The sequence below is a fragment of the Lactobacillus acetotolerans DSM 20749 = JCM 3825 genome, assembly GCF_001436775.1.
Lineage (GTDB): Bacteria > Bacillota > Bacilli > Lactobacillales > Lactobacillaceae > Lactobacillus > Lactobacillus acetotolerans.
In genome coordinates, this window is the sequence record NZ_AYZC01000003.1 from 26,472 (window position 1) to 53,146 (window position 26,675).

The 26,675-nt window shown below is 36.8% G+C and carries 20 protein-coding genes and 1 other RNA gene; 16 read left to right on the forward strand and 5 right to left on the reverse strand.

The window, feature by feature from the left end; genetic code table 11:
- Positions 1–42: 42 nt before the first annotated feature.
- Entirely contained in the window at positions 43–1,005 is a 963-nt protein-coding gene (mvaD, locus tag FC77_RS01075) for a diphosphomevalonate decarboxylase (protein WP_056969654.1), read from the reverse strand.
- A complete protein-coding gene (mvk, locus tag FC77_RS01080) occupies positions 1,005–1,913 on the reverse strand; it encodes a mevalonate kinase (RefSeq protein ID WP_056969656.1) in 909 nt (302 codons plus the stop codon). Before mvk ends, mvaD begins: the two co-directional genes overlap by 1 nt.
- Positions 1,914–1,988: 75 nt before the next feature.
- Here mvk and FC77_RS01085 point away from each other — a divergent pair, with 75 nt between their 5' ends.
- From FC77_RS01085 to nth, 7 genes are all read left to right on the forward strand, one after another.
- Complete coding sequence (locus FC77_RS01085; protein WP_056969657.1) at positions 1,989–5,474, forward strand: PD-(D/E)XK nuclease family protein; 3,486 nt, start codon at positions 1,989–1,991, stop codon at positions 5,472–5,474.
- The gene (gene addA, locus FC77_RS01090; protein ID WP_056969660.1) at positions 5,467–9,087 is read left to right on the forward strand and encodes a helicase-exonuclease AddAB subunit AddA; all 3,621 of its coding nucleotides are present in this window, start codon (positions 5,467–5,469) and stop codon (positions 9,085–9,087) included. Before FC77_RS01085 ends, addA begins: the two co-directional genes overlap by 8 nt.
- Before the next feature lie 21 nt (positions 9,088–9,108).
- The gene (locus FC77_RS01095; RefSeq protein WP_056969661.1) at positions 9,109–11,922 is read left to right on the forward strand and encodes a helicase C-terminal domain-containing protein; all 2,814 of its coding nucleotides are present in this window, start codon (positions 9,109–9,111) and stop codon (positions 11,920–11,922) included.
- Positions 11,891–12,388 (forward strand): hypothetical protein, encoded by a 498-nt coding sequence (locus tag FC77_RS01100; RefSeq protein ID WP_056969664.1) that lies wholly within the window; start codon positions 11,891–11,893, stop codon positions 12,386–12,388. Before FC77_RS01095 ends, FC77_RS01100 begins: the two co-directional genes overlap by 32 nt.
- 52 nt (positions 12,389–12,440) lie before the next feature.
- Positions 12,441–13,739: an asparagine--tRNA ligase gene (gene asnS, locus FC77_RS01105; protein WP_054681294.1), complete on the forward strand. Its 1,299-nt coding sequence runs from the start codon at positions 12,441–12,443 to the stop codon at positions 13,737–13,739.
- Positions 13,740–13,817: 78 nt separating this feature from the next.
- Positions 13,818–14,462, forward strand: coding sequence for a DnaD domain protein (locus tag FC77_RS01110; RefSeq protein WP_054681295.1), 645 nt, complete (start codon positions 13,818–13,820; stop codon positions 14,460–14,462).
- A 3-nt stretch (positions 14,463–14,465) separates the two neighbouring features.
- A complete protein-coding gene (nth, locus tag FC77_RS01115) occupies positions 14,466–15,104 on the forward strand; it encodes an endonuclease III (protein WP_056969667.1) in 639 nt (212 codons plus the stop codon).
- A gap of 91 nt (positions 15,105–15,195) precedes the next feature.
- On the opposite strand, the gene FC77_RS01120 is transcribed toward nth, so the two are convergent.
- Positions 15,196–17,544, reverse strand: coding sequence for a PBP1A family penicillin-binding protein (locus FC77_RS01120; protein WP_056969669.1), 2,349 nt, complete (start codon positions 17,542–17,544; stop codon positions 15,196–15,198).
- Positions 17,534–18,166 carry a Holliday junction resolvase RecU gene (recU, locus tag FC77_RS01125; protein ID WP_054681296.1) on the reverse strand — a complete coding sequence of 211 codons (633 nt, stop codon included), beginning with the start codon at positions 18,164–18,166 and terminating at the stop codon, positions 17,534–17,536. The genes FC77_RS01120 and recU overlap by 11 nt, the downstream gene beginning before the upstream one ends.
- Positions 18,167–18,235: 69 nt before the next feature.
- Between recU and FC77_RS01130 the strand changes: the two genes are divergently transcribed.
- The 6 genes from FC77_RS01130 (at position 18,236) to FC77_RS01150 (ending at position 22,479) form a co-directional block, all read left to right on the forward strand.
- The gene (locus FC77_RS01130) at positions 18,236–18,805 is read left to right on the forward strand and encodes an SLOG family protein (protein WP_056969671.1); all 570 of its coding nucleotides are present in this window, start codon (positions 18,236–18,238) and stop codon (positions 18,803–18,805) included.
- Positions 18,806–18,896: 91 nt separating this feature from the next.
- The gene (locus FC77_RS01135; protein WP_056969673.1) at positions 18,897–19,337 is read left to right on the forward strand and encodes a cell division regulator GpsB; all 441 of its coding nucleotides are present in this window, start codon (positions 18,897–18,899) and stop codon (positions 19,335–19,337) included.
- 27 nt (positions 19,338–19,364) lie between these two features.
- An RNA gene (gene rnpB / locus FC77_RS07835) (RNase P RNA component class B) lies at positions 19,365–19,724 on the forward strand.
- Between the two features lie 67 nt (positions 19,725–19,791).
- Positions 19,792–20,916: a THUMP domain-containing class I SAM-dependent RNA methyltransferase gene (locus FC77_RS01140; RefSeq protein ID WP_056969674.1), complete on the forward strand. Its 1,125-nt coding sequence runs from the start codon at positions 19,792–19,794 to the stop codon at positions 20,914–20,916.
- Positions 20,913–22,145 carry a metallophosphoesterase gene (locus FC77_RS01145; protein WP_056969676.1) on the forward strand — a complete coding sequence of 411 codons (1,233 nt, stop codon included), beginning with the start codon at positions 20,913–20,915 and terminating at the stop codon, positions 22,143–22,145. The genes FC77_RS01140 and FC77_RS01145 overlap by 4 nt, the downstream gene beginning before the upstream one ends.
- A 1-nt stretch (position 22,146) precedes the next feature.
- A complete protein-coding gene (locus FC77_RS01150; protein ID WP_063507809.1) occupies positions 22,147–22,479 on the forward strand; it encodes an EbsA family protein in 333 nt (110 codons plus the stop codon).
- Between the two features lie 24 nt (positions 22,480–22,503).
- Here the strand turns inward: FC77_RS01150 and FC77_RS01155 are convergent, their stop codons facing one another.
- Positions 22,504–23,427, reverse strand: a complete 924-nt coding sequence (locus FC77_RS01155) for a DegV family protein (RefSeq protein ID WP_056969678.1) — start codon at positions 23,425–23,427, stop codon at positions 22,504–22,506.
- Between the two features lie 191 nt (positions 23,428–23,618).
- Between FC77_RS01155 and FC77_RS01160 the strand changes: the two genes are divergently transcribed.
- The 3 genes from FC77_RS01160 to FC77_RS01170 are packed head-to-tail and all read left to right on the forward strand — an operon-like array spanning position 23,619 to position 26,671.
- Positions 23,619–25,295: a formate--tetrahydrofolate ligase gene (locus FC77_RS01160; protein ID WP_056969680.1), complete on the forward strand. Its 1,677-nt coding sequence runs from the start codon at positions 23,619–23,621 to the stop codon at positions 25,293–25,295.
- 10 nt (positions 25,296–25,305) lie between these two features.
- Positions 25,306–25,770, forward strand: coding sequence for a signal peptidase II (gene lspA, locus FC77_RS01165; protein WP_056969682.1), 465 nt, complete (start codon positions 25,306–25,308; stop codon positions 25,768–25,770).
- Positions 25,763–26,671 (forward strand): RluA family pseudouridine synthase, encoded by a 909-nt coding sequence (locus FC77_RS01170; RefSeq protein ID WP_054681298.1) that lies wholly within the window; start codon positions 25,763–25,765, stop codon positions 26,669–26,671. Before lspA ends, FC77_RS01170 begins: the two co-directional genes overlap by 8 nt.
- Positions 26,672–26,675: the final 4 nt, after the last annotated feature.

The following is a 26,675-nucleotide window of genomic DNA, read 5'->3' on the forward strand; positions in this document are numbered from 1 at the left end:
AAGAATTAAATCCTCTAATCTAATTAAGCTTTTAGCAAAATTTTAATTCAAATATGAAATACCTGAGCCAAAACTTGCCTCAATTATCTTAACATTCTTGAATTCTGACTCAAAGTTTTTAATAATTTCTTTTACATTTCTTAACTGGCAAAGGACCTTAACATTTGGTCCGGCATCGATTGTGTAGTAACACTCAATGCCATTTTCCCGTGAACTTTCAACCAGCTTGATTGCGCGGATTGTGTCTGGCTCAAAGTAGGTAAAACCAGGCTGAGCGGTCAAGTTAACAGCGTGCATTTCGTTGGCATTGAGCTCGGCTAAACTACCCAGTTTTGTAAAATCTTCATTACTAATAGCGGAAACCATTTGTTTTAATTCGGAGTCGTTACGTTTAATCCACGGCTTAAAAAAGGGAGAAGTTTGTGCTTCCTTCATCCCTTTAGTTGAAGATAATTTTTTAGGACCGCTATTTAATTCTACTGCTAAGAGCTGTAAATCTATTTTGGGATGTTCATCTAAAGCATAGGCATAGGAGCTCTCATCATCGTGTCCTTTTTGCCAGATTGCAAAGCCACCATAAATTGAACGTGAGGCAGATCCAGACCCTATTCTGGCTAAGCGTGACAGCTCTTTTTTGTCAACATCAATCTGGTAGCATGCACAAAAAGCGGCGGCTAATGCGGCAAAAGCAGAACTAGATGAGGCCAGGCCAGCTGAAGTTGGAACGTGGTTCGTTGAATGCACGATTAAGTTGCCAGCAAGGCTAAATTTAGTTTGCAGTAGGTGTAGATAGTTAAACACCCGTTTAGAATCAGTAGCGTTTTTCTTTTTGCCATTTAAGTAAAAGACATTAGGTCCATCCGTTTTTTCAACGGAAGTATCAGAATAAAAGGCATCTAAAGTCAGCGAAAGACTGGACATAAGCGGAAGGCGCAAACTATTGTCAGCCTTTCCCCAATACTTAATCAGGGCAATATTTGTGTGTGCTCGAGCAGTTTTCTTCATTAAATCTCCTCAATCCAGTAATTACTGATCAATTGTTGGCTATTTTGCGCGATCTCAGTGGCAACTGCCTGATTATCGCAGAGGGCGATAACAATTCCACCTAAACCGCCACCAGAGAATTTAAAGCCTAATGCGCCATGATTTAACGCAATCTTTTGCAATTCATCTATTTTATTGGTTGCAAGGCCAAAAGAATGCAGTATTTTTTCTGCTGCATTAAAGATTTGTCCTACTTTTTTCCTATCTTGTTTAAGCCAAGCAGCTTTAGTTTCATCAGCAAGTTTACCTAATTGCTGAATGTTTAACTTAGCCTTATTTGATGTTTGGATCTGCTTTTGTACCTGGGTTACAGCTTTTTTAGTATTTCCTAACTGGCCTGTATCCATAATTAACAGGGTGGCGTTCAGCTTTGCTTTAAGTTTTTTCGGGCCCATTTTTTTATTAAAAAACACCAGGTAATCGGAGTTAACCGTTGCGGCGTCGAGTCCAGAAGCCTTACCGTGATTAATCATCTCAGCGTGATTCGTGATGGCCATAATTTCATTTTCGGTCATATTCAATTTGAAGTACGCATTCATTGCCTTAGTTGTGCCTAAAGCCACGGTTGCACTCGAACCAAAGCCCCGTTCCATTGGTATTTCACCAGTGTAAGTAATTTTTAAATTGTCATTGCTGTTAGCTTTTTTCAATATTGTTTTAACTACGTACTTTAAGCCGTCATATTCACTTGGTGTTGCAAAAAAGGGCCCGTGGTATCTGGCGGTATCCATCCACATTTTATTGGCTGCTTCAACGGTAGTTTTAATATGCAAAGCAGTGATGGGCATTGCCAAAGCGTCGAAACCATATACTACAGAATGCTCACCAATTAAGATAACTTTTCCGTGTGCTAAATAACTACTTTTCATTTTATTTTCCTTAAGTTTTAATGATTAAAAGATATTTTCCCTATGCTAAAATAAGACACAAGGAGTTACGAACAAATGATCAATATTCTAATAGGTCGTCAAACCGACCCACTACAAGAAAAAATTCTGGACCAAGCGGTCCAAAATTACAAACATTATCCAGAATATGAAACTTTTATTATCGTTCCAAATCACATTAAGTTTACCACAGAAGTTAGGGCAATAAACAAGCTGGCTGTAAGTGAAAAAAAGGCTGAAACTTCAGTTAAAAACTTACAAGTTTTATCGTTTTCGCGGTTAGCCTGGTATTTCTTAAAAGATGCTGAAATGGGTTTGCCCACACGTTTGGATGATGCGGCTGCAGCTATGCTTTTGGCACAAATTATTGAACAAAAACGTGATGAATTAACGCTTTTTAAAAACGTTAATGTGAATTCCGGCTTGGTAAAGCAACTGTATGACACGATTTTGCAGGTTCGTGATGGCAATTTAGATCTCGATGAATTAGATGAAGAAAACCTGGATTTAGAAACTAAAAATAAAATTCACGATTTGCGGATCATTTATGATGCTTTTACAAAGGAAATTGCCGGCAAATTTTCAACCAAGAATGAGGTACAACTGCAATTAAATGAATTGTTAGCAAAGAAAAAGGATTTAGGCAACACTAGTTTTTATTTCAGTGACTTCTCACACTTTTCACTGCAAGAAAGTTTGACAATTAAATTGCTGATGATGCGTGCTAAAAACGTCACTTTAGCCTTTAAAACCAAGATAGGGGAGATTAACCCTAAAGCTGAAGCGGGTGACTATGACTATGTTATTCAGCAAACCATCAAACATTTAACCGATTTTATGCAGGAGCGCAACCTCAATTACAGGGTAGAAACGACCAAATTGGCACCGAAGCAGAGCTCACGTGAGCTACTGAATAGTTTGTGGACCGGAACTATCGGACAAGTTGCTAATTTAAAGCAGGTGCAATTGGTAAAGGCTGATTCACGTTATGCGGAAGCTTATTTTGTCGCGCGGACAATTTATCAGCAAGTTGCACTTAACAATTACCGTTACCGCGATTTTCTGATCTTGGCACCAAACTTACAAGAATATGAAACTTATTTAACGCCGATTTTGCGGCAAAATAAGATTCCGTTCTTCAATGATTTACAGCAAGAAATGAAGTATCACCCCTTAGTTATTTTGATTGGAAATATTGCTGAATTGCTGACCAGGCCGCTACAGACACAAAATTTACTGGCAATCATGAAAACGCGTTTAATCATCCCGTCTTGGTACAAAGATGAGAGTGCGTATGTTCATGATGTTGACGAATTAGAGAATTTCGTCTTAGCCCACGGAATTAATCATAATTTATGGAAACGCGACTTTACGGATTACGTTGACGTGAGTGTGATTAGGTTAGACCAAATGCCCGATGAAGTCGCTAAAATTAACAAGTTACGGCAGTATTTTGTCAGCAAAATAACTACTCTAATAGAAAAAATGAAGAAGGAAAGTAACAGTCAGAAGGAGATCACGCTTTTCTTCAATTTCTTAACTAGTAATGGGGTAACCCAGCAGTTAGACAAGTGGCGTAAAGACGCAAATGATGCTGGAGATTTGCAGCAGGCTCAGCAACCAGAACAGGTTTGGGACCTATTAATTACCCTACTTAAAGATTATTTACTGATTAATCCAAATGATTTTAGTATCGATGCCTTTTTCAATATGCTGATAAATGGTTTTAAAGAGGCTACTTTCTCACAAATTCCGTCAACTTTGGATGCGGTCAACCTATCCGAGATGGGGATGATCCAGACAAGCGGTTATAAGCAGGTCTTTATCATTGGTGCAACCAGTACTAACCTGCCGGCAATTCAAAAGACTCCGGGGTTTTTGAGTACGGAAAACTTACAGAAGCTGCAACAGAGTTTTGGTGAAGAGTCGTACTTAGAAGATAATCAACAGCTTAATAATTTGGATCAGAATTACCAATTTGGAATTTCTCTGGCATTGGCCCAAGACCGGGTCTATATTTCTTATCCGATACTAAATGCCTCAAATGAGGAACTTGAACCATCGATCTACTATGATCGGCTTAAAAATTATGGTGCACCTGAATTTGTTCAACATGATTTGCCAAGTAAATTGCAGGATATTCTATCTTTTTTAACCAATCCTGGTGCTAGCCTTGGTTATTTGGTTTATCTCAACACAATTGAACCCAGCCGTGCTATTTCTAACCTATTAGCATTAACCCAGAAGGAAATACCGGATAAAACCACCGCTGTCATTGCAGCAAGTAAATTTGATAATCGTCCTGAAAATATTGGCTCTGATTTGGCTGAACAATTGTACGGACAGAATTTAAATTCATCCGTATCGCAATTGGAAACCTATTATGAAAATTCATATGAATATTTCTTAACTTATGGTTTGCGTTTAAGGAAACGTTTTGAAAATGAATTTGATGTTATCCAGGCTGGAAATTATTTTCACGAGACTTTTGATCGTTTAGTCAAAGAATTAAATCAAAAACACTTAGATTTGGCTAAGATTGATAATGCAGAATTAGAGAAATTACTTAACCAGGCTCGTTCGAAGATGATGGACGAAGGTAAGTACGCGCAATTGTTAAATGATCCCTTTAACCAATACCTATTTAAGTGTCTGGATCATACTACCTCAAAAGTTGCGCATAACTGGCGGAAATCTTTGAAGGATACGCCCCTACGGGCAAAATATTCAGAGCTTAATTTTGGATTAGGTGAAAAGGTTAAGGGCTTGGATTTTGCTGTACCTAACTTAGCAGGTAACCATAAAATCGACCTGCGCGGGAAGATGGATCGGGTTGATTTGGCCCCAATTACTGGGAAAAAGCAGTTTTTGGCACAAGTAATCGATTATAAGTCATCGGCCAAGAAATTTGATCTAGGGATGTTCTATAACGGGATTGCTTTGCAAATGGTCTCTTACCTGGATGTCTTAGCTAAGAACCGGCAATTTTTTGCTGGCAATGATGAATTGTCGCTTTTAGGGGCGTTTTACCAAACGGTTACTAGGCAATTGGATCGTCTAAATAGCAAGGAATTAATTGGAACTGACATGCAGGTTAAGGATTCGGCACTAGATAGTAAACCAAAGTTAATGTATACCGGCTTAATTAATAATGATCCTACCCTTTTAACTGAAGCAGAGCCGCTGTTAAATGAAAATAAAACTAGTTCGAATTTATATGCCGGTTTGAAAACCAAAGCGAAGGGTGGCTTTTCTCTTCCGTCAAACAGAAACTTTAGCGCGGATGAACTCAAACTTTTGCTTGAGTATGACGAAGATTTAATTAAGAGTGCCTCTAGCCAGATATTATCAGGGGAGATTAAACTAAACCCATACCGTTACGGTAAAGGAACGAGTGCTTTAACGTATTCAGATTACCGCGACGTCTTCTTCTTTGATTCAATGCTTAAACAAAATAAATACCACCAAATTACTAATCTTAATAAGAAAGAATTATTAACCAAAATAAAGGAAAAATTAGGAAAGGAGGATGAAAATGACTAAGTTTACTAAGCAACAAGAAAAAGCAATTAACGATCAAGGGCATGATATTTTGGTATCTGCCTCAGCCGGTAGTGGGAAAACCACGGTTTTAGTACAACGGGTCCTGCGAGAAATCCTTTCTGGAACAGGTGTAGATCAGCTATTAGTGGTAACTTTTACCAAAGCTGCTGCAGAAGAAATGAAGAATAGGATAAAACAATTGCTTACTAAAGCCTTGCAAGAAAATAAGGAGCAAGCTTCATACTTACGTAAGCAATTAAATGCAGTTGATACAGCAAATATTTCAACAATCGATGCCTTTTGTTTGGACGTAATCCGCCGCTTTTACTACGTAATTGATATTGATCCGAGTTTCAGTATTTTAACGGATGAGACCCAAGCTGCATTATTGAAAGAGCGCGCACTGCATGAAATTGAAAGTGAGTACTTAGAAGCAAAAGACAAAGACTTCATTGCTTTTTATGATAATTTTGCGGGTGACAGGGATGCTGAATCACCTAAAGACTTGTTACTTGATTTATATAATTTTGCGATGGCTAAACCAGATTACCGTAAGTGGTTAAAAGGATTAAGCAAAGTGTATGCGATCGGTGATAACGTTGTTGCTTCCAACTTATGGCAGAAGCAGATAAAGCCGTACATGCTTGCCAGTTTTTCAGGTCTTCAAGACAAGGTTGCCCGCTTATTAGGGAGCGGTGCGCTTGCAACTAAAGAATTAAAGAAAGTAAGAGATAGTTTTACTCTTTTTAAGAAAAATTTAGATAATTTTATTAATGCTTTGACCAATGACACTGATTACAACGAACAAAGGGAAATTTTACGTTCCTGTATTTTTACAGGGAATTACCGAAAGTCCAAAAAATGGGATGAAGATCTTTTAGACTTTTACCAAGAGGCCCAGGACCTCAAAAATGAGGCTAAGAACCAAATTTTTGATACCTTCACTTCTTTTTATGCAAATACGGAAAAAGAACAAATTAAAATAATGAAGCAAGGACAAAGGATTATGGCAGCCATTAGCAAGGCTGAATTATCTTTGATCGATCGCTTTAATTCATTAAAGCGGGAAGAAAATCTGCTTGACTACAGCGACATGGAGCAGTTGGCCTACCAGATTCTTAGTCAGGATACGTCTAACGCCCAACTTGCCCGGGATTTTTACCAGAATAAATTTAAAGAAATTTTAGTTGATGAGTATCAGGATATCAATGCCTTACAAGAAAGAATCTTGCAATTAATAAAAAATAAGAAAAAGAATACTTTATTTATGGTAGGGGATGTTAAGCAGTCAATTTATGGTTTTCGGCAAGCGGAGCCGAGCCTATTCTTAAATAAATACCATGCTTTTGCGGAAGATAAAAATGACCATGAAGAACGGATCCTTTTATCAGATAATTTTCGGTCAACTAAGCCAGTAACAGCAATTGTTAACCATATATTTAATGGTGTTTTGAGTAAAAATTTTGGTGGAATTGATTATAAACATGAAGGGCAATTGGTCTATGGGGCTAAATATTATCCGGAGCACCTTGATCAGGCAACCGAGGTTATTTTCCACAAAAAAGAAAGAGGCTCTAAGAAGGATACCGATGATGAAGCTGGCAATTTAGACTTTTCTGAGATTGAAATGGTGATTGCCAGGATCAAGCAGTTTAAAAAAGAAAAATTGCAAGTTTATGATCCCCATAGTGGTGAAAAGCGTCCATTTCGTTATAGTGATATTGCCATCCTTACCAGGAGCCGGAGTGACAACCTTGAAATAATGCAAGAATTTGCTAAGAATAATCTCCCTCTTTTTATCACTGACGCTAAGAATTACTTTCAAACCTTTGAATTAACGGTAATTATGAATTATTTAAAAATTATCGATAATCCGGATCAAGATATTCCGTTAGTAACGGTTTTACGTTCTCCCTTATTTAATTTTAAGGAAACAGATTTAGCTAAAATTCGCATCAAAAATAAAAATAGCAGTTTTTACAGTGCTCTAACTTCCTATGTATCTATTAATGACAAACTTAGTCAACGTGTTAAAAACTTTTTGAATCAACTAAGTGACTTGCGCAAATTTGCAACTAACCACCGAATTTCTGAATTGATTTGGAGTATTTACGAACGGACCAACCTATTAGAAATTATGACTTCTTTACCTAACGGTGAACAGAGAAGGGTTAACCTGGAAGCACTGTATGAACGAGCTTCTTCTTACGAAAGTGCTGGCTTTAAGGGACTTTACCAATTTATTAACTTTATTAACCGTATGCGGCGCAGCCAAAAAGATCTTGCCCAGCCGCTTTTAACGAAGGAAGCAGGTAATGCAATCAGACTGATGACAATTCACGGTTCTAAGGGACTAGAATTTCCAATCGTATTTTATGTGGGATTAGAACACCGGTTTCAGATGCGCGATTTAAGCGGCAACTATGTCATTAATTCAGATAAGGTGGGGTTAACCCTCCGTGAATCGCATTATCGGGCCGATTCGTTAGTTAAAGCGATTGGTAACGTTGAAAAAAAGCGGCAGCAGCTTGAAGAAGAGTCAAGGATTCTCTATGTGGGTTTAACTCGGGCCAAGCAAAAATTAATATTAGTTGCGGACATTCCTAACTTTGATAAGAGCGTTCAGACTTGGGACAGAGAATTGAATCATGATGGCGACCTGCCGCTGGCAGATAAGTTAGCGGCAAAGAGCCCCTTAAATTTTGTGGGTCCAGCACTAAGATTTAACCAGCATGTTAGCCAGAAAATAACTGATATTACGAGTGCTGTAGACCAAAGCCAAAATATTTTATATATTAATTATGATAATCAAGAAAGTCCTACTGCTGTAGAACAACTCAAAGAGCCTAAGAAAGGTGAAGATTTGCAACTTTTGGGTAAAACGGCTAAACGGCTCTACCATTTTGATTATCCGTTTAAGGATGCTAGTAAAACAACGGCTTACCAAGCGGTTTCTGAAATTAAGAAAGCCTTTAATGATCCGCTTGATACCGATCTAGAAAATTCGCATCTTTTGTCTTCAACTAATAGGTATTTGCAACCAATTGACACAAAGCCTAACTTTCTTTTTGAAACTAAGTTTACGGGGGCTGAAATTGGTACCGCCACACACTTGATTTTGCAATATTACGATTATCATGGTGATGGCAGTGAGGAGCAGCTTAATACAGAAATAAAGGATTTAATTCAAAAGAAAAAATTAAATCCTGAGATAGTCGCCAGCTTACCCAAAGATCAAATTCAGTGGTTCGTTCACAGTGATTTTGCCAAACGCTTCTGGAAATATCCCAATAGGCTTAAGCGGGAGGTTGATTTTTCCAGCCTTTTGGCAGCGAATACCCTGTTTGATCATTTTAGTGATCCAAACGCAAAAATTTTGGTACACGGTACGATTGATGGTTATTTCATTGAAAATAATGGTATTATTTTATTTGACTATAAGACCGATCACGTCGATCAAAAGCACTTATCTACAGCAATTGCGGAAATTAAGCAAAAGTATACCGGCCAGCTTCGTTTATATAAGAAGGCTCTTGATGAATTTACTCCTAAAAAAATTAGGCATAAATACCTGATTTTGCTTGACGCTAACAAAGTGGTAGAAGTTAAATAAAGAAGGAAAGGAGGGCAGAAAATGACGAAAGCATTTGCTAAAGATACATTTGCAGTGGTTGACCTAGAAACAACCGGGACACAGCGTGAAAATGATAATCACATTATCCAATTCGGTTGTGCAATTATTAAAAATTTAAAAGTGGTTAAAACTTACTCTTTTATGATTAATCCCCACCGGCCGATTCCATTAGCTGTTCAGAATTTAACGGGGATCCATAATGAGGATGTCAAAAACAAAAAAGATTTTACTTATTATGCACCTAAAATTATTAAAATCCTGAAAGATACTGTGTTTGTGGCTCATAATGTTAATTTTGATTTACCATTTTTGAATTATGAGCTAATGCAACATGGTTATGAAGCTTTGACCAATAAGGCAATTGACACGGTTGAGCTTGCTAAAGTTGCTTTCCCGACCCTGCCTTCGTATAAATTGAGCGACTTGACTTCTCAATTGAAGATCAAACATTTGAATCCCCATAAGGCTGATTCTGATGCCTATGGTACCGCGATACTTTTACTAAAAATTATTGCCAAAATTGAACGGTTGCCCCAAGCTACGTTAAATACTTTAAGTTCGTTAGCGCACGGTTTAATCCGTGATACTTCTTGGGTATTTACAACAATTGCTGACTCATTGCGGAAACAAAAACGACCGCTTGGGGGGAATTATATTCAAGTCCGAAACATTGTTTTACAAAAGCAAAAAACAGATTCCCATACATTTGGCAAAAAGGGCAATAACCAATTTCCAGTTAATGACCATGTAAAGCGCAAATTATTTAAAGGTAAAATTAATTATAGGGGCGCGCAAGTTGATCTGATTAATCATATTCATAAGTTTGTCGATAATCCTGATAAACGGGCTATGCTGGTTGAAGCTCCTAATGGAACCGGTAAAACTTTCTCTTACTTATTTAGTTATGCTTATGAACTCTATTCGAGTAGGAAGTTGGTAATCGCTACCCCAACCAAAGTTTTGCAGGATCAGTTGCTTGAGCAAGAAATACCACAGATGTTAAGGATAACTAAATTAGATTTGACAGCTGAGGTAGTAAAATCGAGCAGCCACTATTTGGATCTAGATGGATTTGTTCAAAGTCTGTTTCAGGGAACGCCCAATAAGCCAACACTGGTTTTACAAATGCAGATTCTGGTTTGGTTAACAGAAACTAAAACTGGGGATCTGGATGAATTACAGTTAACCAACTATAAAGCACCGTTGTTTTCTCAGATTTCACATCCGGGAGACGCGCGGGTTGGTAGCCGTTTTGCCAGTGTTGATTTTTGGAATCTAGCGCGGCAAAAGCAAGAACAAGCTGATATTTTAGTAACTAATCATGCTTATTTGGCCAATCATTATACGGATACAATTTGGGGACAAAATCCTTACTTAGTAATTGATGAAGCCCACCGCTTTGTCGACAATGTAATCACATCAAGAAATGATTCGTTTCGTTTTGAATCACTCTGGGGCGTTTTAAGTCACCTGCGCAACTTGCTTTATTACGCAGATGATAGTGTACAAAATCAATTCACTAATGATGTGCAGTTGAATTTTCTGCTGAAGAAACTCGATCCAGGAATCATAGAATTAATTCATAGTATTAATGAATTGCAAAAAATTTTATACGCGCAACGCAATAAAGCAATCAGCCGCAATATGCTGGCTAACGGTAACTTGCTACTGAGCTTTCAGGGAAAGAGCTTATTTCCTGAAGGAAGCCCATTTATGGCCAAATTAACTGAATTTGAGCATAAATTAGAGCAAATTAGGCAAGAAACTAACCAAATTTTATTCCATTTGTACCAAGAAAAAGATAATTCCTTGTCTAGCACTGATGCTCTGCTAAGCGATATTACGGAACAAATAGATCACTTAGATTACTACACTGAAAAGGGCTACCAGTTATCTGATTTATTAGGGAACCGGGAAAATTTTGCTAAAGAAGGATTTATTTTAGTAATAACCAACCCAGAAGATCCGCTAAGTACGAATCTGGGCTGGTTAATGCTGGATGCTTCAAATGAATTGAAACGTATCTACAGTCGGTTCAGTCATATTCTTTTTGTTAGCGCAACGTTAACGAGCAATAATAATTTCGATTATATTATCAAACAGTTAAATTTAAGTGCGTTAAAGCCAGTTAAATATGTCGGCCGCGGCACTTTTAATATTAAACAACACTTAGAAGTTCTGTCGGTTAAAAACATGCCGGACTATGATACTGAAGAATATAAACAAGTATTGGAAAATATTCTTACTAATGATTTAAAAGGTAAACACCATATCTTGGTTTTGATGACTAATTTAGATAAAATTCGGGATATATTTGTCGCAATTATGAATAATCCAAATTTAGAGGATTTCGAAATTCTGGCTCAAGGACTTTCGGGCTCTACAAAAAGGATGGCAAAAAGGTTTGCAATCGCTAAAAATGCTATAATTTTAGGGGCTGATAGTTTTTGGGAAGGAATTGATTTCCACAAATGTGGTATTGACGTCGTGATCGTCGCTAAATTACCATTTGAGTCCCCAGATCAACCTGAAGTCCGGCTAAGACAAAAAAGACTTGAAGATAATGGGATAAATGTATTTAAAACAGATACAATTCCACGAGCTGTTATTCGTTTTAGACAGGGAATGGGGCGCTTAATCCGTGGTGAGGAAGATCACGGTCAATTTGTTATACTAGACTCACGACTGTGGACTAAAAAATACGGGCAAGCATTTTTAAACGCCATTCCGGTAAGGACCAAAAAAGTTAGTTTAAAAGAATTAAAAAATAAGTTAGAAAATTATGATCAAAGACGACACAAGACAAACAATTAAATTTGTTGCATGGGTAATTGCTATTATTATTGTGGTATATATTGCTGCAGTTATTATTGTATTTATGGCTGGTTCACCATCGCGCAAGAACGATAGGCAAATTAGTCAGGTTGCAAGTCAAAAGACACCAATTAAGAATATTCAGCAGTACTACCATTTAAATCGTGGTACGGATAGTTATGCACTTAAAGGAACGGCTAAAAAAGGCCAAGTTTACTATTTTATTTACCTGCCTAATTCTAAAAAGGCATATTTACTACCATCTAAAAAGGGTGTTAGTGAAAATGAAATTAGAAGAAAATTTAACCAGCAAGATGGTCAGCAAAAGATCTCTAATGTGAACTTGGGTTGGTATAAAGGTCAAGCAGTATGGGAAGTTACCGCCAAAAATAGTCAGGGTAATTACAGTTATACCCTGTATGAATTTAAAAATGGAAGTAAAATATCCGAAGTCGCTAATTTATAAAAACTTTGGTATTATTAAGCTAATTAAAATATGAAGGTGGAATAGGAAATTTATGACAGAATTAATTTCAATCAAAGATTGTTCCAAGCATGTTGATGAAAAAGTTAAGATGCATGTTTGGTTAACTGATAAACGTTCAAGTGGGAAAATTATTTTCTTGCAATTACGTGATGGCACAGCGTTTTTCCAAGGAGTTGTTCGTAAGAATGACGTTTCTGAAGATGTGTTTGAGGCTGCTAAATCATTACACCAAGAAGCTAGTTTTTATCTTACTGGGACAATTCATAAGGATGAACGTTCACACTTTGGTTATGAAATTCAAATTTCAGATTTAAAGATTGTAACGAATAATGAGGGTTATCCAATTGGTAACAAAGAACACGGGATTGACTTTTTGCTTGATCACCGTCACTTATGGTTAAGAAGCCGTCGTCCTTTTGCCATTATGCAAATTAGAAACGTTCTTTTTAAAGCAACGGTCGACTTCTTTGAAAATGAAGGATTCATCAAATTTGATGCTCCTATTTTCATGCATTCAGCTCCAGAAGGCACAACCCAGTTATTCCATACTGAGTACTTTGATACTGATGCATACCTGTCACAATCCGGACAATTATATGGTGAAGTTGGAGCCGAAGCTTACGGTAAAATCTTTACCTTTGGGCCAACGTTTAGAGCCGAAGAATCTAAGACTCGTCGTCATTTAACTGAATTTTGGATGATGGAACCAGAAATGGCTTGGATGCACCAAGATGAATCATTGGATCTGCAAGAAAGATTCCTTGCTTACATTACAAAACAAGTTTTGGATAAATGTCAGTATGAACTGAGTCTACTTGACCGTGATCCTAAGAAACTGGAACCAACAACTGAAGGTCATTTCCAACGACTTTCATATGATGATGCAGTTAAAATGCTCCAAGATGGTGGCCGTGACTTTAAGTGGGGCGATGACTTTGGTGCACCAGATGAAGCATATATTTCAGAACAATATGATCGTCCTGTCTTTGTCGTTAACTATCCAACGACAATTAAGCCCTTCTACATGAAGAAGAATCCGGGTAACCCTAAAGAATACCTGTGTGCTGATGTCTTGGCTCCAGAAGGCTATGGTGAAGTTATGGGCGGTTCTGAGCGTGAAAGTGATTATGATACTATCAAAACACAACTTGATGAAGCTGGCCTAAATGAAAAAGACTACAGTTGGTACCTTGATTTACGTAAGTACGGAAGTGTACCACACTCTGGCTTTGGCATGGGCTTTGAACGTGTAATTGCTTGGATCTGTAAGTTAGATCATATTCGTGAAGCTATTCCGTTCCCAAGAATGATTAATCGTTTGGAACCATAGTTGTTTTTATAATTGAATAAACTAAAAAAGTTGAACTAAAGTTTTTTAGTTCAACTTTTTTTGAAGGGGATAATAAGTTTGCAATACAATGATTATCGTACATTAGGTTTTACAACTTTACAGAACGGGTTAATTGCCTATTACCCGCAGTTGCATATTAGCGATGCGGAATTAATTTTAATTATCCAGTTAGAGGCTTTTAGTCAACATGGTGAAAAGTTTCCTTCTAATGATAAAATTGCTGCTAATACTAACCTTTCAGTTAATGAGGTAGCAAGTTTGATTCAGAAACTAATTGATCAAAATTATTTAACGATTGATCAGATAACTGATTCTAAAGGTAGAATTGGCGACCGTTATAGCTTGGATGCTTTATATAAAAAGTTAGATCAATTTCTGGACAAAAATATTGTTATTCAAGATAAACAAACCAAACAGAAAAGCAAAGTTTCTGATAGTTTAGAAAATAATCCTTTAAACCAATTAGCAAGACAATTTGAAATTGAATTTGGCCGTTATCTAAGTCCAATAGAGCGGGAAGAGATTGCTTCTTGGCTTAATGTGGATCATTATAGTCCAGAGATAATAAAACTTGCTCTAAGGGAAGCAGTGCTATCTCAGGCATATAGTTTAAAGTATGTTGACCGAATCTTACTGAATTGGCAAAGACATAATCTTAAAACTAGTGCAGAAGTTGAGAAGTTTTTACAAAGGAATCGTTAAAAAATGGTAGAAGAAAAATTATTAAGCGATGATGAAGCACGCGATGTTTTAAATCGGATAGACCAAATGTATCCTAACGCGAAGAGTGCGTTGCATTGGGACAATAAATTTCATTTGCTCTGTGCTGTTTTGATGAGTGCACAAACCACAGATAAAATGGTCAACCGTGTGATGCCCAAGTTTATAGCTGATTACCCTAATCCTGCAGCTTTAGCTAAAGCTCCAATTTCAGAAATTGAAAAACATATCGAAAAAATTGGCCTTTATCGTTCCAAAGCTAAACATTTAAAGGCAACTGCCAATATTTTAGTAGATAAGTATGACAGTAAAATTCCTCAGGATAAAAAGACCTTAATGACCTTACCAGGGGTAGGAGAGAAGACAGCCAACGTTGTATTGGCTGATGGCTTCGGCGTACCGGCAATTGCAGTTGATACGCATGTATCGCGAATCTCAAAGAAGTTTCATATTGTGAAGCAAAATGCCAAGCCCCATGAGATTGAAAAGAGGTTGGAAGAATTACTTCCAAAAGATAAGTGGATACATACCCATCACGCCATGATTTTCTTTGGTAGGTATACGATGCCTGCACGAGCTAAAAATGATGATCCGTATTCATATTTACCACCTAAAAAGGTTTAAGAGCACGTAAATTTAAAAATAAAATTGTAGTAAAAAGCGGCAAGTTAAATTTCTAACTTGCCGCTTTTAATTATGTAACTTTTAATTTTAATTATTGACCGTTGCCTTTTCCTTTATTGCCGGTAGACCCATTGTTATTACCAGCAGGTTTATTGGTCTGCGTCGTTGTACTTGACTGTGATGACTGGTTAGTGCTGCTACTAGACTGATTATTATTTACACGGCCAGAATTATGTTCAGTCCGGTTAGATTGCGAGGTAGATCCATTTTCATTATTGGTATCATTACTTGTATTTCTACTTTGGCTATTATTATCCGAATTGGTATTATTTGAATCTGTCTTTTCATCATCTTCATCATAATCCGCATTATTGTCGGTAATGCCAACAGGTGCATGACCGCGGACAAATAGTTGCCAAATACCAGAACCATTTGGTGCTACTTGTGGTGGGTTAGAATTCTTAACAATTTTGGCTCTAATAACTGAATCAGGTTTTTGCCAATCAACGTTTGGCTTATTCTGCATTAAGTAATTCATCATACTCTTATATATAAGTTGAGCAGATAATTCGCCAACACCAGAAATAGTTCCGTCTTTCAAGTTATCGTAACCGGTCCAAACGCCCATAACATAGTTTTGGGTGTAGCCCATAAACCATGAATCTTTTGGTGTTGAATTGTAAGCCGGGAACTTAGCTAAATCTTGATCTGAATACTTAACTGTTCCCGTTTTACCTGCTTGGTATAAGCCCTTGATCTGAGCTTTTTTACCTGATCCAGACTTAATTACACCCTTAAGCATATCTGTGATCATGTAAGCAGTAGATTTCTTCATTACACGAACCCCAGCGGAATCATAGTTACGAACTAATCCGTCAGGAGTTTCAATTTTAGAAACAAATTGCGGCTTATGATAGATACCCATCGTGGCAAACGCACTATAAGCGCCGGCCATCTGCAAACTCGATGCGTTAGCACCAATAGCCACAGATAAACCAGAATTAGTAGGTACATTAATTCCCATTCTCTTCGCGAAGACAGAGGCACGGTTAACCCCAACTTTATTTAAAGTCTTAACAGCTGGTACATTGCGTGATTGCTCCAAAGCATGCCGAATGGTCATCATCCCATCATACTTATTATCCCAGTCATATAACTGAATATTAGTTCCAGGATAAACATATTTACTATCATCAATCATTTTTGCTGTTGACCAGTTTAGGTATTGGATGGCAGGTCCATAATCAAGAACAGGTTTAATTGATGAACCAGTTGAGCGTCCAGTTTGCACGGCACGATCTAAGCCTAATTGAACAGAAGGTAAGTGCCGTCCACCTAAAATGGCGACAACATGGCCGTTCGTCGGATCAACGATCGTTGATCCGATCTGCATTTTGTTGCTCGTAAATGGTACCTGATTACTGTTAGCCAACTGGTAAAGTTTGTTTTGGGCTGCTTGATCTATGTTAACGGTAATTTTCAGGTTATCGTTATAAGGGTCAAAACCTTTTTTCTTTACCTCAGCAATAACCTCTTTAATGTAAGGATCATCAATTTTTCTGATCCTATTTTCGTTATCGGTATGTTGAGGTTGTAAGCCACTCTTTATACTTTCCTTAGTAGCCTGATTGTATTGACTCTGAGTTATTTTCTTATTATCAAGCATTGCACTTAATACCACGTTACGACGGTATTTAGCACGTTGTGGGTATAGATAAGGGTCGTATGCAACAGGCGCATTTGGCATCCCTGCAAGTAGAGCGGTTTGTGCCAGATCAAGCTGACTTAGCGGTTTATTGTAGTAATAGTTGGCCGCAGTACCCATACCGTAATTACCATAATTCATATAAACTTTATTAATGTAAAATTCCAGAATCTGGTCGTGGGTGAATTCTCGTTGTACTTTCATCGCAAGCCATGCTTCTTGGGCCTTCCGTTTCAACGTTCTTTGTGAACTGGCAGTAGAGAAGACCGTCAACTTAACCAGTTGCTGGGTTATGGTTGAACCACCAGCTGCGATACTGTTGCTCTTAGCATTAGTGAGCGTTGAACCGATAATTCTAATTGGATCGATGCCAAGCTTATCCTTATAAAATCGCTTATCCTCAACGGAGACCACCGCGTCCTTTAACCTTTGGGGAATTTTATTACCTCGAACATAAATCCTTTTTTCTGAACCTAAAGATAATAAAAATTTGCCGTTGTCATTATAAAGACTAGAAGTACCGCCACTTTGTAATTGATTCTGGCTGATACTTGGTGCGCTTTTTGCGTAAAAAGCAAACAGACCAATGCCTGAAACAATTAATAATAAAACAATCAATAGACTCCACTTAACTATTCGCGTCCACAAATGTTTTTTTGGTTGTTTCTCTTGATAGTCTTTGCGTGATTCACGTTTCATACTTTCATGATTTGAATCAAAATTATTATTTGCCATTATTTATTTTCCTATCTGCTATAAAACGATCAATTGCGTTGAGGTAAGGAAGGGTAGGACGAAAGCCACTTTTAATCTCAATTGATCGGTCTTCAACTTCTTTTAAAGTCATTGAACTTTTATGCCTTTTTCGCCAAGCAGCGATAATAGAACTGGCTGGTGTGACAAAGTACCTGTCTAAACTAGTAAATCTAATGATGGTAAAACAAATACCTTGTTGCTGCAAGCATTCATCTAAATGGATGATTTGGTGTTCATGAAAATTTTTAAGTGGGAAATTAGTTTTGTTTCTAGTTTCTTTGGCTTCAAAATCCAAATAATATCCATTATATACACCATTATAATCCGTAGTTGATGCCTGTCTAAAATAAGCTTCCCGAATCACTGCTTTCGATCTTTTAGGATAATCCACTTTTACAATCTGAACAGGCGTTGGCTTTTTATGTACAACTGCTATTCCTTCTACACGATAATACTTATTAGATTCATTAATCTGTTGCTCAAGGGTCATTCCTCGATCAGAAAAGTTAACACCTTTCCTATGATGATATGAATGACGAATCTTTGGCTTTTTATCAGGTTTCCTAAATGCGGCTGGACTGCCGCTTGGATATTTGACCATCAACCTCACTCCTGTTAGCATTATACCAATAAAGAAAAGGTTTTTGAATAAGGGAAGTTTCATTGTATTATGCAACGTCTGTGGGTGACTGGCTATCGCAGTTATGAATTAAACACTTTCGGTGATAAAGATCCAAAAATTAAAGTTATTAAATATGTTTTAAAAAATTATTTTATTAACTTATTAGAGAATGGCCAACTTGACTGGATAATAACTGGAGCTAATCTCGGAGTTGAGCAATGGGCTAGCGAGGTTGCTGTGCAGTTAAGGAAAACTTATCCTGTAAGGGTCTCCATTATGACTCCTTATGAGGAGTTTGCCAACAGGTGGAATGAAAACAATCAGCTTAAATTTTTAAATTTAAAAAAAGCGGTCGATTTCTTTGCATCTACATCTAATAATCCTTATCAAAGTCCAGTTCAACTAAGAAATTATCAAAATTTTATGCTTCTTCATACTGATCGAGCTATGATGATTTATGATGAGGAACATCCTGGTAAACCTAAATTTGATTATCACGCAATTAAGAGCTACCAAAAGGAAAATAAGTACCCGTTAGATTTAATAGATTTTTATGATTTACAGGATGCCGCAGAGGAGTATCAGGATACCCAGCAAAGCGATCGTTTTAGTGAATAATTTTAAAAGTTATACTAAAATTACTTTTACTGTTTTAAGCTGTCCTGCTTTTTGCTAGAATAAACATGAATGTAAAGGAGTTGTCAGTCAAATGGCAAATTTAAACGATATCAAACTATCAGCACAAGATATTTTAAAAAAACAATTTAGAAACAAAGTTAAGGGTTATGATCCGGATGAAGTTGACTCATATTTAGACCAAGTAATCACCGATTATGAGACTTTTCACCAAATTATTGAGGATCTGTACGGACAAATTGGAACCCTGCAGCGTCAATTAATGGATGATAATAAGAAGAAAGCACAAACTAACAAGCCACAGCCTGTAGAAGAGGAAAGTAGTAAGCCGCAAGAAAAAGTTAAAACTTATACTCCATCGAGTAAACGGTCGGCTACATTTAATTTCGATAATTCTGAGGATGAAAGCCAAGGTGAAATTTCCACTAATATGGCGATTATTCAAAGGATTTCAACCCTTGAACGTAAGGTATATAATTTAGAACAACATGTTTATGGGTTACAAAAGCAGTGAAGCTTTGCTATAATCATTAATGGTGCGAATTTTGAGCGGTCGCGGTTAACTTATGTTAGCTGAGGAAAGTCCACGCACGCACGAACTGCGAAGTTTGTAGTGTTCGTATTCAGCCTAATAAGCTGGAGAATTTTTGTTACGGCGGAAAAAATGCTAAGTCTTTTGATATGCACTACTATCCTGAAAAGTGCCACAGTGACGAAGCAGAATTGAAAACGATTCTGGTGGAACGAGGTAAACCCTGCGAGCGTGCAACCCAAATTTGGTAGGGGCGTCTCAACCTAAGAAAATGAACTAAAGGTTGGATTACTATTTTATAGTAAAGATAGATGGCTGCTAAAAGTAATTTTTGCCAAAAATTACCGGAACAAAACGTGGCTTATAGAGATTCGCACAGGCAGAGTTGAGCTTCAAAGAAGCTCAACTCTTTTTTTAGAAAATGAAAGAGTTAAGTATGCAGAAATATCAACTTTATACTACTATGGGTGCCGGTTTTGAGAGCGTAGTTGCTAAAGAGTTACAATCTTTAGGTTATCAAACCCGCACAGAAAATGGTCGAGTATTCTTTAAAGGTGATCAGGCAGATATAGTTAAGACTAATTTATGGCTTAGAACAGCTGACCGGGTAAAAATTCTCTTAAAAGAATTTAAGGCCATGGATTTTGATACTTTATATAATGAAACCTATGATTTTGACTGGGCTAAGTTGTTGCCAGTTGATGCAAAATTTCCGGTTCAGGGCAGATCCGTTAGATCCAAGTTACACTCTGAGCCAGGTGTTCAATCAATTGTCAAAAAAGCGATCGTTAACAAGATGGCTGATCAATATCACCGTCGGGGCTTCTTACCAGAAAGTGGTAACGAATATCCACTCGATGTCCATATTTATAAGAATACGGTTCGCTTATCCCTAGATACAACCGGATCAAGTTTATTTAAGCGTGGATACAGGGTTGAACATGGTGGCGCACCGTTAAAAGAGAATTTTGCTGCAAGTTTATTGAAATTGACCCCATATGATGGGACTCACCCGTTAATTGACCCTATGACCGGTTCTGGTACTTTAGCGATTGAAGCTGCTTTAATTGCTAAAAATGTCGCTCCAGGAAGTTGGCGTAAGTTTGCATATGATGGTTTTGACTGGTTTAATCCGCAACTTCATAAAGATGCAGTAGAAGAAGCCAAAACTAAAGTAAAAAAGGTTAACGAGCCGATTGTGGCGAGTGACATTGACCAATCTGTTCTTGAAATTGCGAAGGTTAATGCTCATAACGCTGGCGTCCTACAGGATATTTACTTTAAACAGCTGGCAATTAAGGATTTCGCAACGGATTTAAAAAACGGCATTATTATTGCCAACCCGCCTTACGGTAAACGTTTAAAGGATAGGGAATCTGCTGAAAGTCTGTATAAACAAATGGGTGAAGTATTTAAACCGTATAGTAGTTTTAACCAATATTTCTTAGTTGGTGATCCTAACTTTGAAAAGTGTTTTGGTAGAAGAGCCAATAAGAAGCGTAAATTGTTTAACGGAAATTTACGGGTCGACTTTTATCAATTTTGGGCAAATAAAAAATGATTACAGATAAGCTAAACGCTGAATTTTGGGTAATTTCTGACCCACATTTAATCGCAGATAGTATGCATGATAATGGCCAAGCTTTTTCAAGAATGCAAAAAACAAGTCAAGGTAAAGATCTTTATTACCAAGAAACGGTTTTAAGTTCTTTTATGAAAATGGCTCAAGAGAAGAAGCCGGCAGCTATTATCGTTACTGGCGATATTACCTTCAATGGTGAGCGCGTTTCCGCAGAAAGATTTAGGGATATTTTTCGCCCCTTAAAAGACACCAAATTATTAATTTTACCAGGCAATCATGATATTTATGATGGCTGGTCCCGAGAATTTCGCGGCAAGAAGCAATTTTATGCTGGTCAAATCAGCCCGATGTTTTGGAAAGCAATTTTCGATAAATCATACGGGCATTGTGAAAGTGAAGACCGTAGTTCGCTTGCCTACAGCGTTCAGTTTAACCCGCAATATTTTTTACTCATGCTTGATTCTAATTATTACGGCAGTGAAGAAACGACTGAGGCTCCACATACACGTGGGGGTATAGGTAAAAAGCAGTTAAAGTGGATTGAAGAGCAACTGCGCTGGGCTGAGCAAAATCATTTACGGCCAATTGTTTTTATGCACCATAATTTATATGCGCATAATCCTGCCGTTAACCGTGGTTATGTTTTAGATAATGCACATGATTTACGGAAATTATGTGCCCGTTATAATGTTAAGCTGATCTTTTCGGGTCACATTCATGCGCAAAATATATTAGGACCACAAGGTACAACCCCAACTACAGAAATTGTAACTTCTAGTTTTTGTTCTAATGATCAGGGTTATGGGGTGGTGCGTGTACATCCCAAGCACGTAACTTATATCAGAAAAACATTTAATATGAATCCCTACTTAACAGATAAAGAAAAGCAGAATTATACACTAACGCATTTTCATGACTACCTAGAAAAATTACAGTTGGGTAGTATTGCTGCTGATTTAGTACAAAATGATTTACGAAAAAATCATAATGATATTGATCTTGTACGTAAAATGGGAAACTTGTTTGCAAGAATGAATTATAATTTTTATACGGGACACAACCACATGAAGGCTGGTGAATTAGCCAAAATCCATGCTACTGAAGCCTATAAAACTTTAATTAAACAACATCCTGAGTATCGTTTATACTTAAAGACCTTATATGATACGACTGACCACAGCAATTTGCGGGTTAAGATTAGGTATTAATATGAAAAAGAAATATTTTATTTTTTTAGGTAAGGCCGGTCTAATTTATTACAGTTGGCTTTTTATAATTTTATTTATAAGCCTGATTTTCGGTTATGAAGGTACTGCAAAAATTAATTGGCCAATGATAATTATTGGAAGTTTATTTGTAATATTATTTATTTACACTTTGCTTAATTCTTATTGGAATCAAAATTATTTAAAATTACCTTATAGATTTAAGATTAAAATTAATAGTAAGCCAACTTTAGTTAAAAAATACTGGCTGTTTAAAATTTACCAAATAAAACCGGTAGATTATCAAAAATATTATCTTTTACGGATAGAAAAATAGCGTTTCGTTTGAAACGCTATTTTTTTAGTCATTGACTGTTTTAGAATTAATATTCTCAATGGGATTACCATCTTTATTAAAGTAGGAATTGATATTCCGACACCAGATCATCGCAATCGTATGTTGCCCAACATGGACGCCAACTACCGGTCCAATAATGCTGGTGTAAAATTTATCTGCAGGGAATTTTCTTTCATAATCTTCAAGCCACTCGTCTCGCCTCTTAAGATCCAATGCGTCAAAGATTGTGCTTTGAATCGGGTAGGGCATATTTTGCGTTAGTCGTTTAAAATCAGCTTGAACATGAATATAGGCGCGCTTGTATTGGCGCTCTTTGGCTATCGCTGAAATATGACCTGTCTTTTGCACATCAATCGATAAAATAGGCTTTATCTTAAATAGGGATCCAACAAAACTGGCTGCATTAGATAAGCGACCTGTACGCTTTAAATAGTTCAAATTGTCTACCATGAAGCGGACATCCATCGTATTTCGCAGGTCAACTAAATCATGCATAATCAAATCCACGTTTGCACCACTTTGAATTAAACGACCGGCCAATAATACGGCATCTGCTTGCCCGGCACAGGTAATTCTGCAGTCAAAGGGGTGAATATTAATTCGTTTTTCTTCTTTAGCAGTATTAACAACGGTATTATAGAAACCAGAGAGACCACTAGAAAGTGTAATAACGATTAAATCTGTATAATTATTTTTTATATATTGATTAACGTACTTTTTAAATTCACCAACAGAAGGTTCAGAAGTAGTTGGTAAAACCGTGGCGTTATCTAATTTTTTATAGAAATCTTTATAACTAATATCAATTAAATCGCGGTAGGTTTTACCATCCCAGACAATTGGAATAGGGATAACACCAATATCATATTTCTTACATTGTTCTGTAGTTAAGTATGCAGAACTGTCAGTTAAAATACCAATTTTCATTTTTTATCCTCCATAATGAATTACTCATATTTTAGACGAAAAACTATGGATAAGATAGAGAAAATTTAGAGGGAAATTTGCTATAATAAATTCTGACATATTAAAAAGGTGGGACACAAATTCTAAAATGAAATATTTATCAATAAAAACAAAATTAATACTCTTTTAGACAAAAGAAGGGAGCATGCGCAATGAAATCAGATATTCAAATTGCACAAGAAGCTCAAATATTACCCATTAGTGAAATAGCCAAGAAAATCGGTTTAAAAGCAGAAAATCTTGAACCATTTGGCTATGATAAGGCTAAAATTAACTGGTCAACCATAAAAAAGACCTGTGAAAATAAGCATTTAGGGAAATTAATATTGGTAACATCAATTTCTCCTACCCCAGCAGGTGAAGGTAAATCTACCATCACGATTGGATTGGGAGATGCGATCAGTAATCAATTGCATAAAAAAGCGATGATTACTTTACGGGAGCCATCAATGGGGCCCGTTTTTGGTCTCAAAGGTGGAGCCACCGGTGGCGGGAAGGCACAAGTCATTCCTATGGAAGATATTAACCTGCATTTTACCGGTGACATGCATGCCTTAACCTCTGCAATCGATACCCTAGCTGCACTAATTGATAATTATATTTATCAAGATAACAAATTAGATATCGATCCCAACCGGATTTTATTTAAACGTGGAATTGATGTTAATGACCGCAGTCTTAGACAAATTACCATTGGTCAGGGTTCTAAATTTAATGGAATTGAGCACAAAGCAGGTTTTACTATTACTGTGGCCAATGAATTAATGGCCATTTTATGTTTAGCCAATGATATTAATGACTTGAAACGAAGAATTGGCAATATATTAGTTGCTTTTACTAAAAATAATAAACCTGTATACGTAAAAGATTTAGGATATAAAGGGGCAATCGCAGCAGTTTTGTCCAATGCCTTGAAACCTAACCTGGTTCAAACGATTGAACACACGCCAGCCTTAATTCACGGTGGCCCGTTTGCTAATATCGCCCACGGCGCTAATTCGGTAATGGCAACTAATTTAGCCTTACACTTAAGCGACTATACTTTAACTGAAGCTGGTTTTGGTAGTGATCTAGGTGGTCAGAAATTCATGGATTTTGTCTCTAATCATTTAGACAAAGGGCCAGATGCTAGTGTTGTTGTGGCAACAGTGCGTGCTCTTAAATACCAGGCAGAGGGTACAACCAAGCACTTGGATGAAGAGAATTTAACCGCTCTTCGTAATGGATTTAAAAACTTAGAGCGGCACATGAATAATATGCGTTCGTATAATGTTCCCGTTATCGTTTTGATTAATCGTTTTGCCAGTGATACAAAAGCTGAACTTAATTTACTGAAAACTTTGGTAGAAGAACAAGGAATTAAGGCAGAAATAGTTAATTACCATGGTGAAGGTTCAGTAGGCGGAATCAAAGCCGCCCAAGCCGTAGTTGCACTTGCTAATTCTGGGAAAGCCGATTTAAAAGCAACTTACAGTGCGAATGATGATATTAAGACTAAGGTTAAAAAAGTAGCAAAAAAGATTTATCACGCAGATAAAGTCGAATATACTGAAAAAGCTGAGAAGCAAATTCAAGAACTAGAAAAGATGGGAAAAGACAAACTTCCCGTTATTATTGCCAAAACTCAATATTCATTTACTGATAATAAAAAATTATTAGGTGCTCCAACTGGTTTCACTTTGCACGTAAAAGGTGTTAACTTGAAAAACGGTGCAGGTTTTATCGTAATCACCACTGGTCATGTTTTAGATATGCCAGGTTTACCTAAACATCCTGCAGCTCTGGATATCGACGTTGACAATGATGGCAAAATAAGTGGTTTGTTTTAGAAAATGATTTATGCAATTTTTATATTTAATTATTAGTTTACTAGTTGTAGTGGCAGATCAAGGGTTAAAATCCTTTATCATTAATAACTATTCCGTGGGCGAAGTTCACCAAATAATTCCTGGTATTCTTTCATTTAATTATTTACAGAATAATGGAGCTGCTTGGAATATTTTAACCGGTCAGATGTGGTTGTTTTATATCATCAGTACCTTAGCCATAATCATATGTTTATATTTTTTGTTTAACAAAAAGTATAAAAATCCGCTTTTTGATGTCGGTATTTCCCTAGTTTTGGGTGGTATAATTGGCAATTTTATTGATCGCTTGCATTTAAAATATGTTATTGATATGCTTCAACTTGACTTTATGCATTTTAATATTTTTAACATTGCTGATTCCGCAATTACGGTTGGGGTAATTTTGGTTTTCATTTATCTGATTTTCTTTGATGAAGGAGACCATAAGAATGCCTAGTAAATATCAGATTCAGGTTAAAGATGAAAAAGGCAGATTAGATAAATTTATAGCAGAAGAAATTAATGATTTATCGCGTACTAGGGTTAAAGAACTCATTCAGGATAAAAATATTTTGGTTAACGGTAAAAGTGCAAAAGTTTCCTATAAAATTCAAAGTGGGGACCAGATCTCGGTTACGGTACCTAAATTGAAACCACTGAATGCTGAACCTGAAGATATCCCTTTGGACATAATTTATGAAGATCAAGATGTAATTGTGGTTAATAAGCCTCAGGGTATGGTGGTTCATCCAGCAGCCGGGCATCCTGATCATACATTGGTTAACGCTCTTTTATACCATACTAAGGATTTAGCAGCTAGCCCCGAAGGCTTTCGTCCAGGTATTGTTCACCGAATTGATAAAGATACCTCCGGTTTATTGATGGTTGCCAAAAATAGTAAGGCACGTAAAAGTTTAGAATCGCAGTTAGCTCATAAAACTAATAAAAGGCAGTATTTAGCAATTGTTCACGGAAATTTTGGTGAAGATGCTGGGACTATAGATGCACCAATTGGCCGCAATCCATATCACCGAAAGAAAATGGGGATTATCGATAATGGTAAAAATGCTGTAACCCATTTTAAAGTTTTAGAACAATTTAAAAAGTATAGTTTAGTTCGTTGCCAGCTTGAAACTGGGAGAACGCACCAAATCCGTGTTCACATGGCTTATATTGGTCATCCTGTGGCAGGTGATCCACTTTATGGACCAAGAAAAACTCTAAAAGGGAATGGTCAATTTTTACATGCCCAGGTCCTTGGCTTTAAACAGCCATCTACAGGGGAATGGCTTGAATTCAAAGTTAAACCGCCTGCAATTTTTGAGCAAAGATTGACCGAATTAAGAAGAAATAAGTGATAAA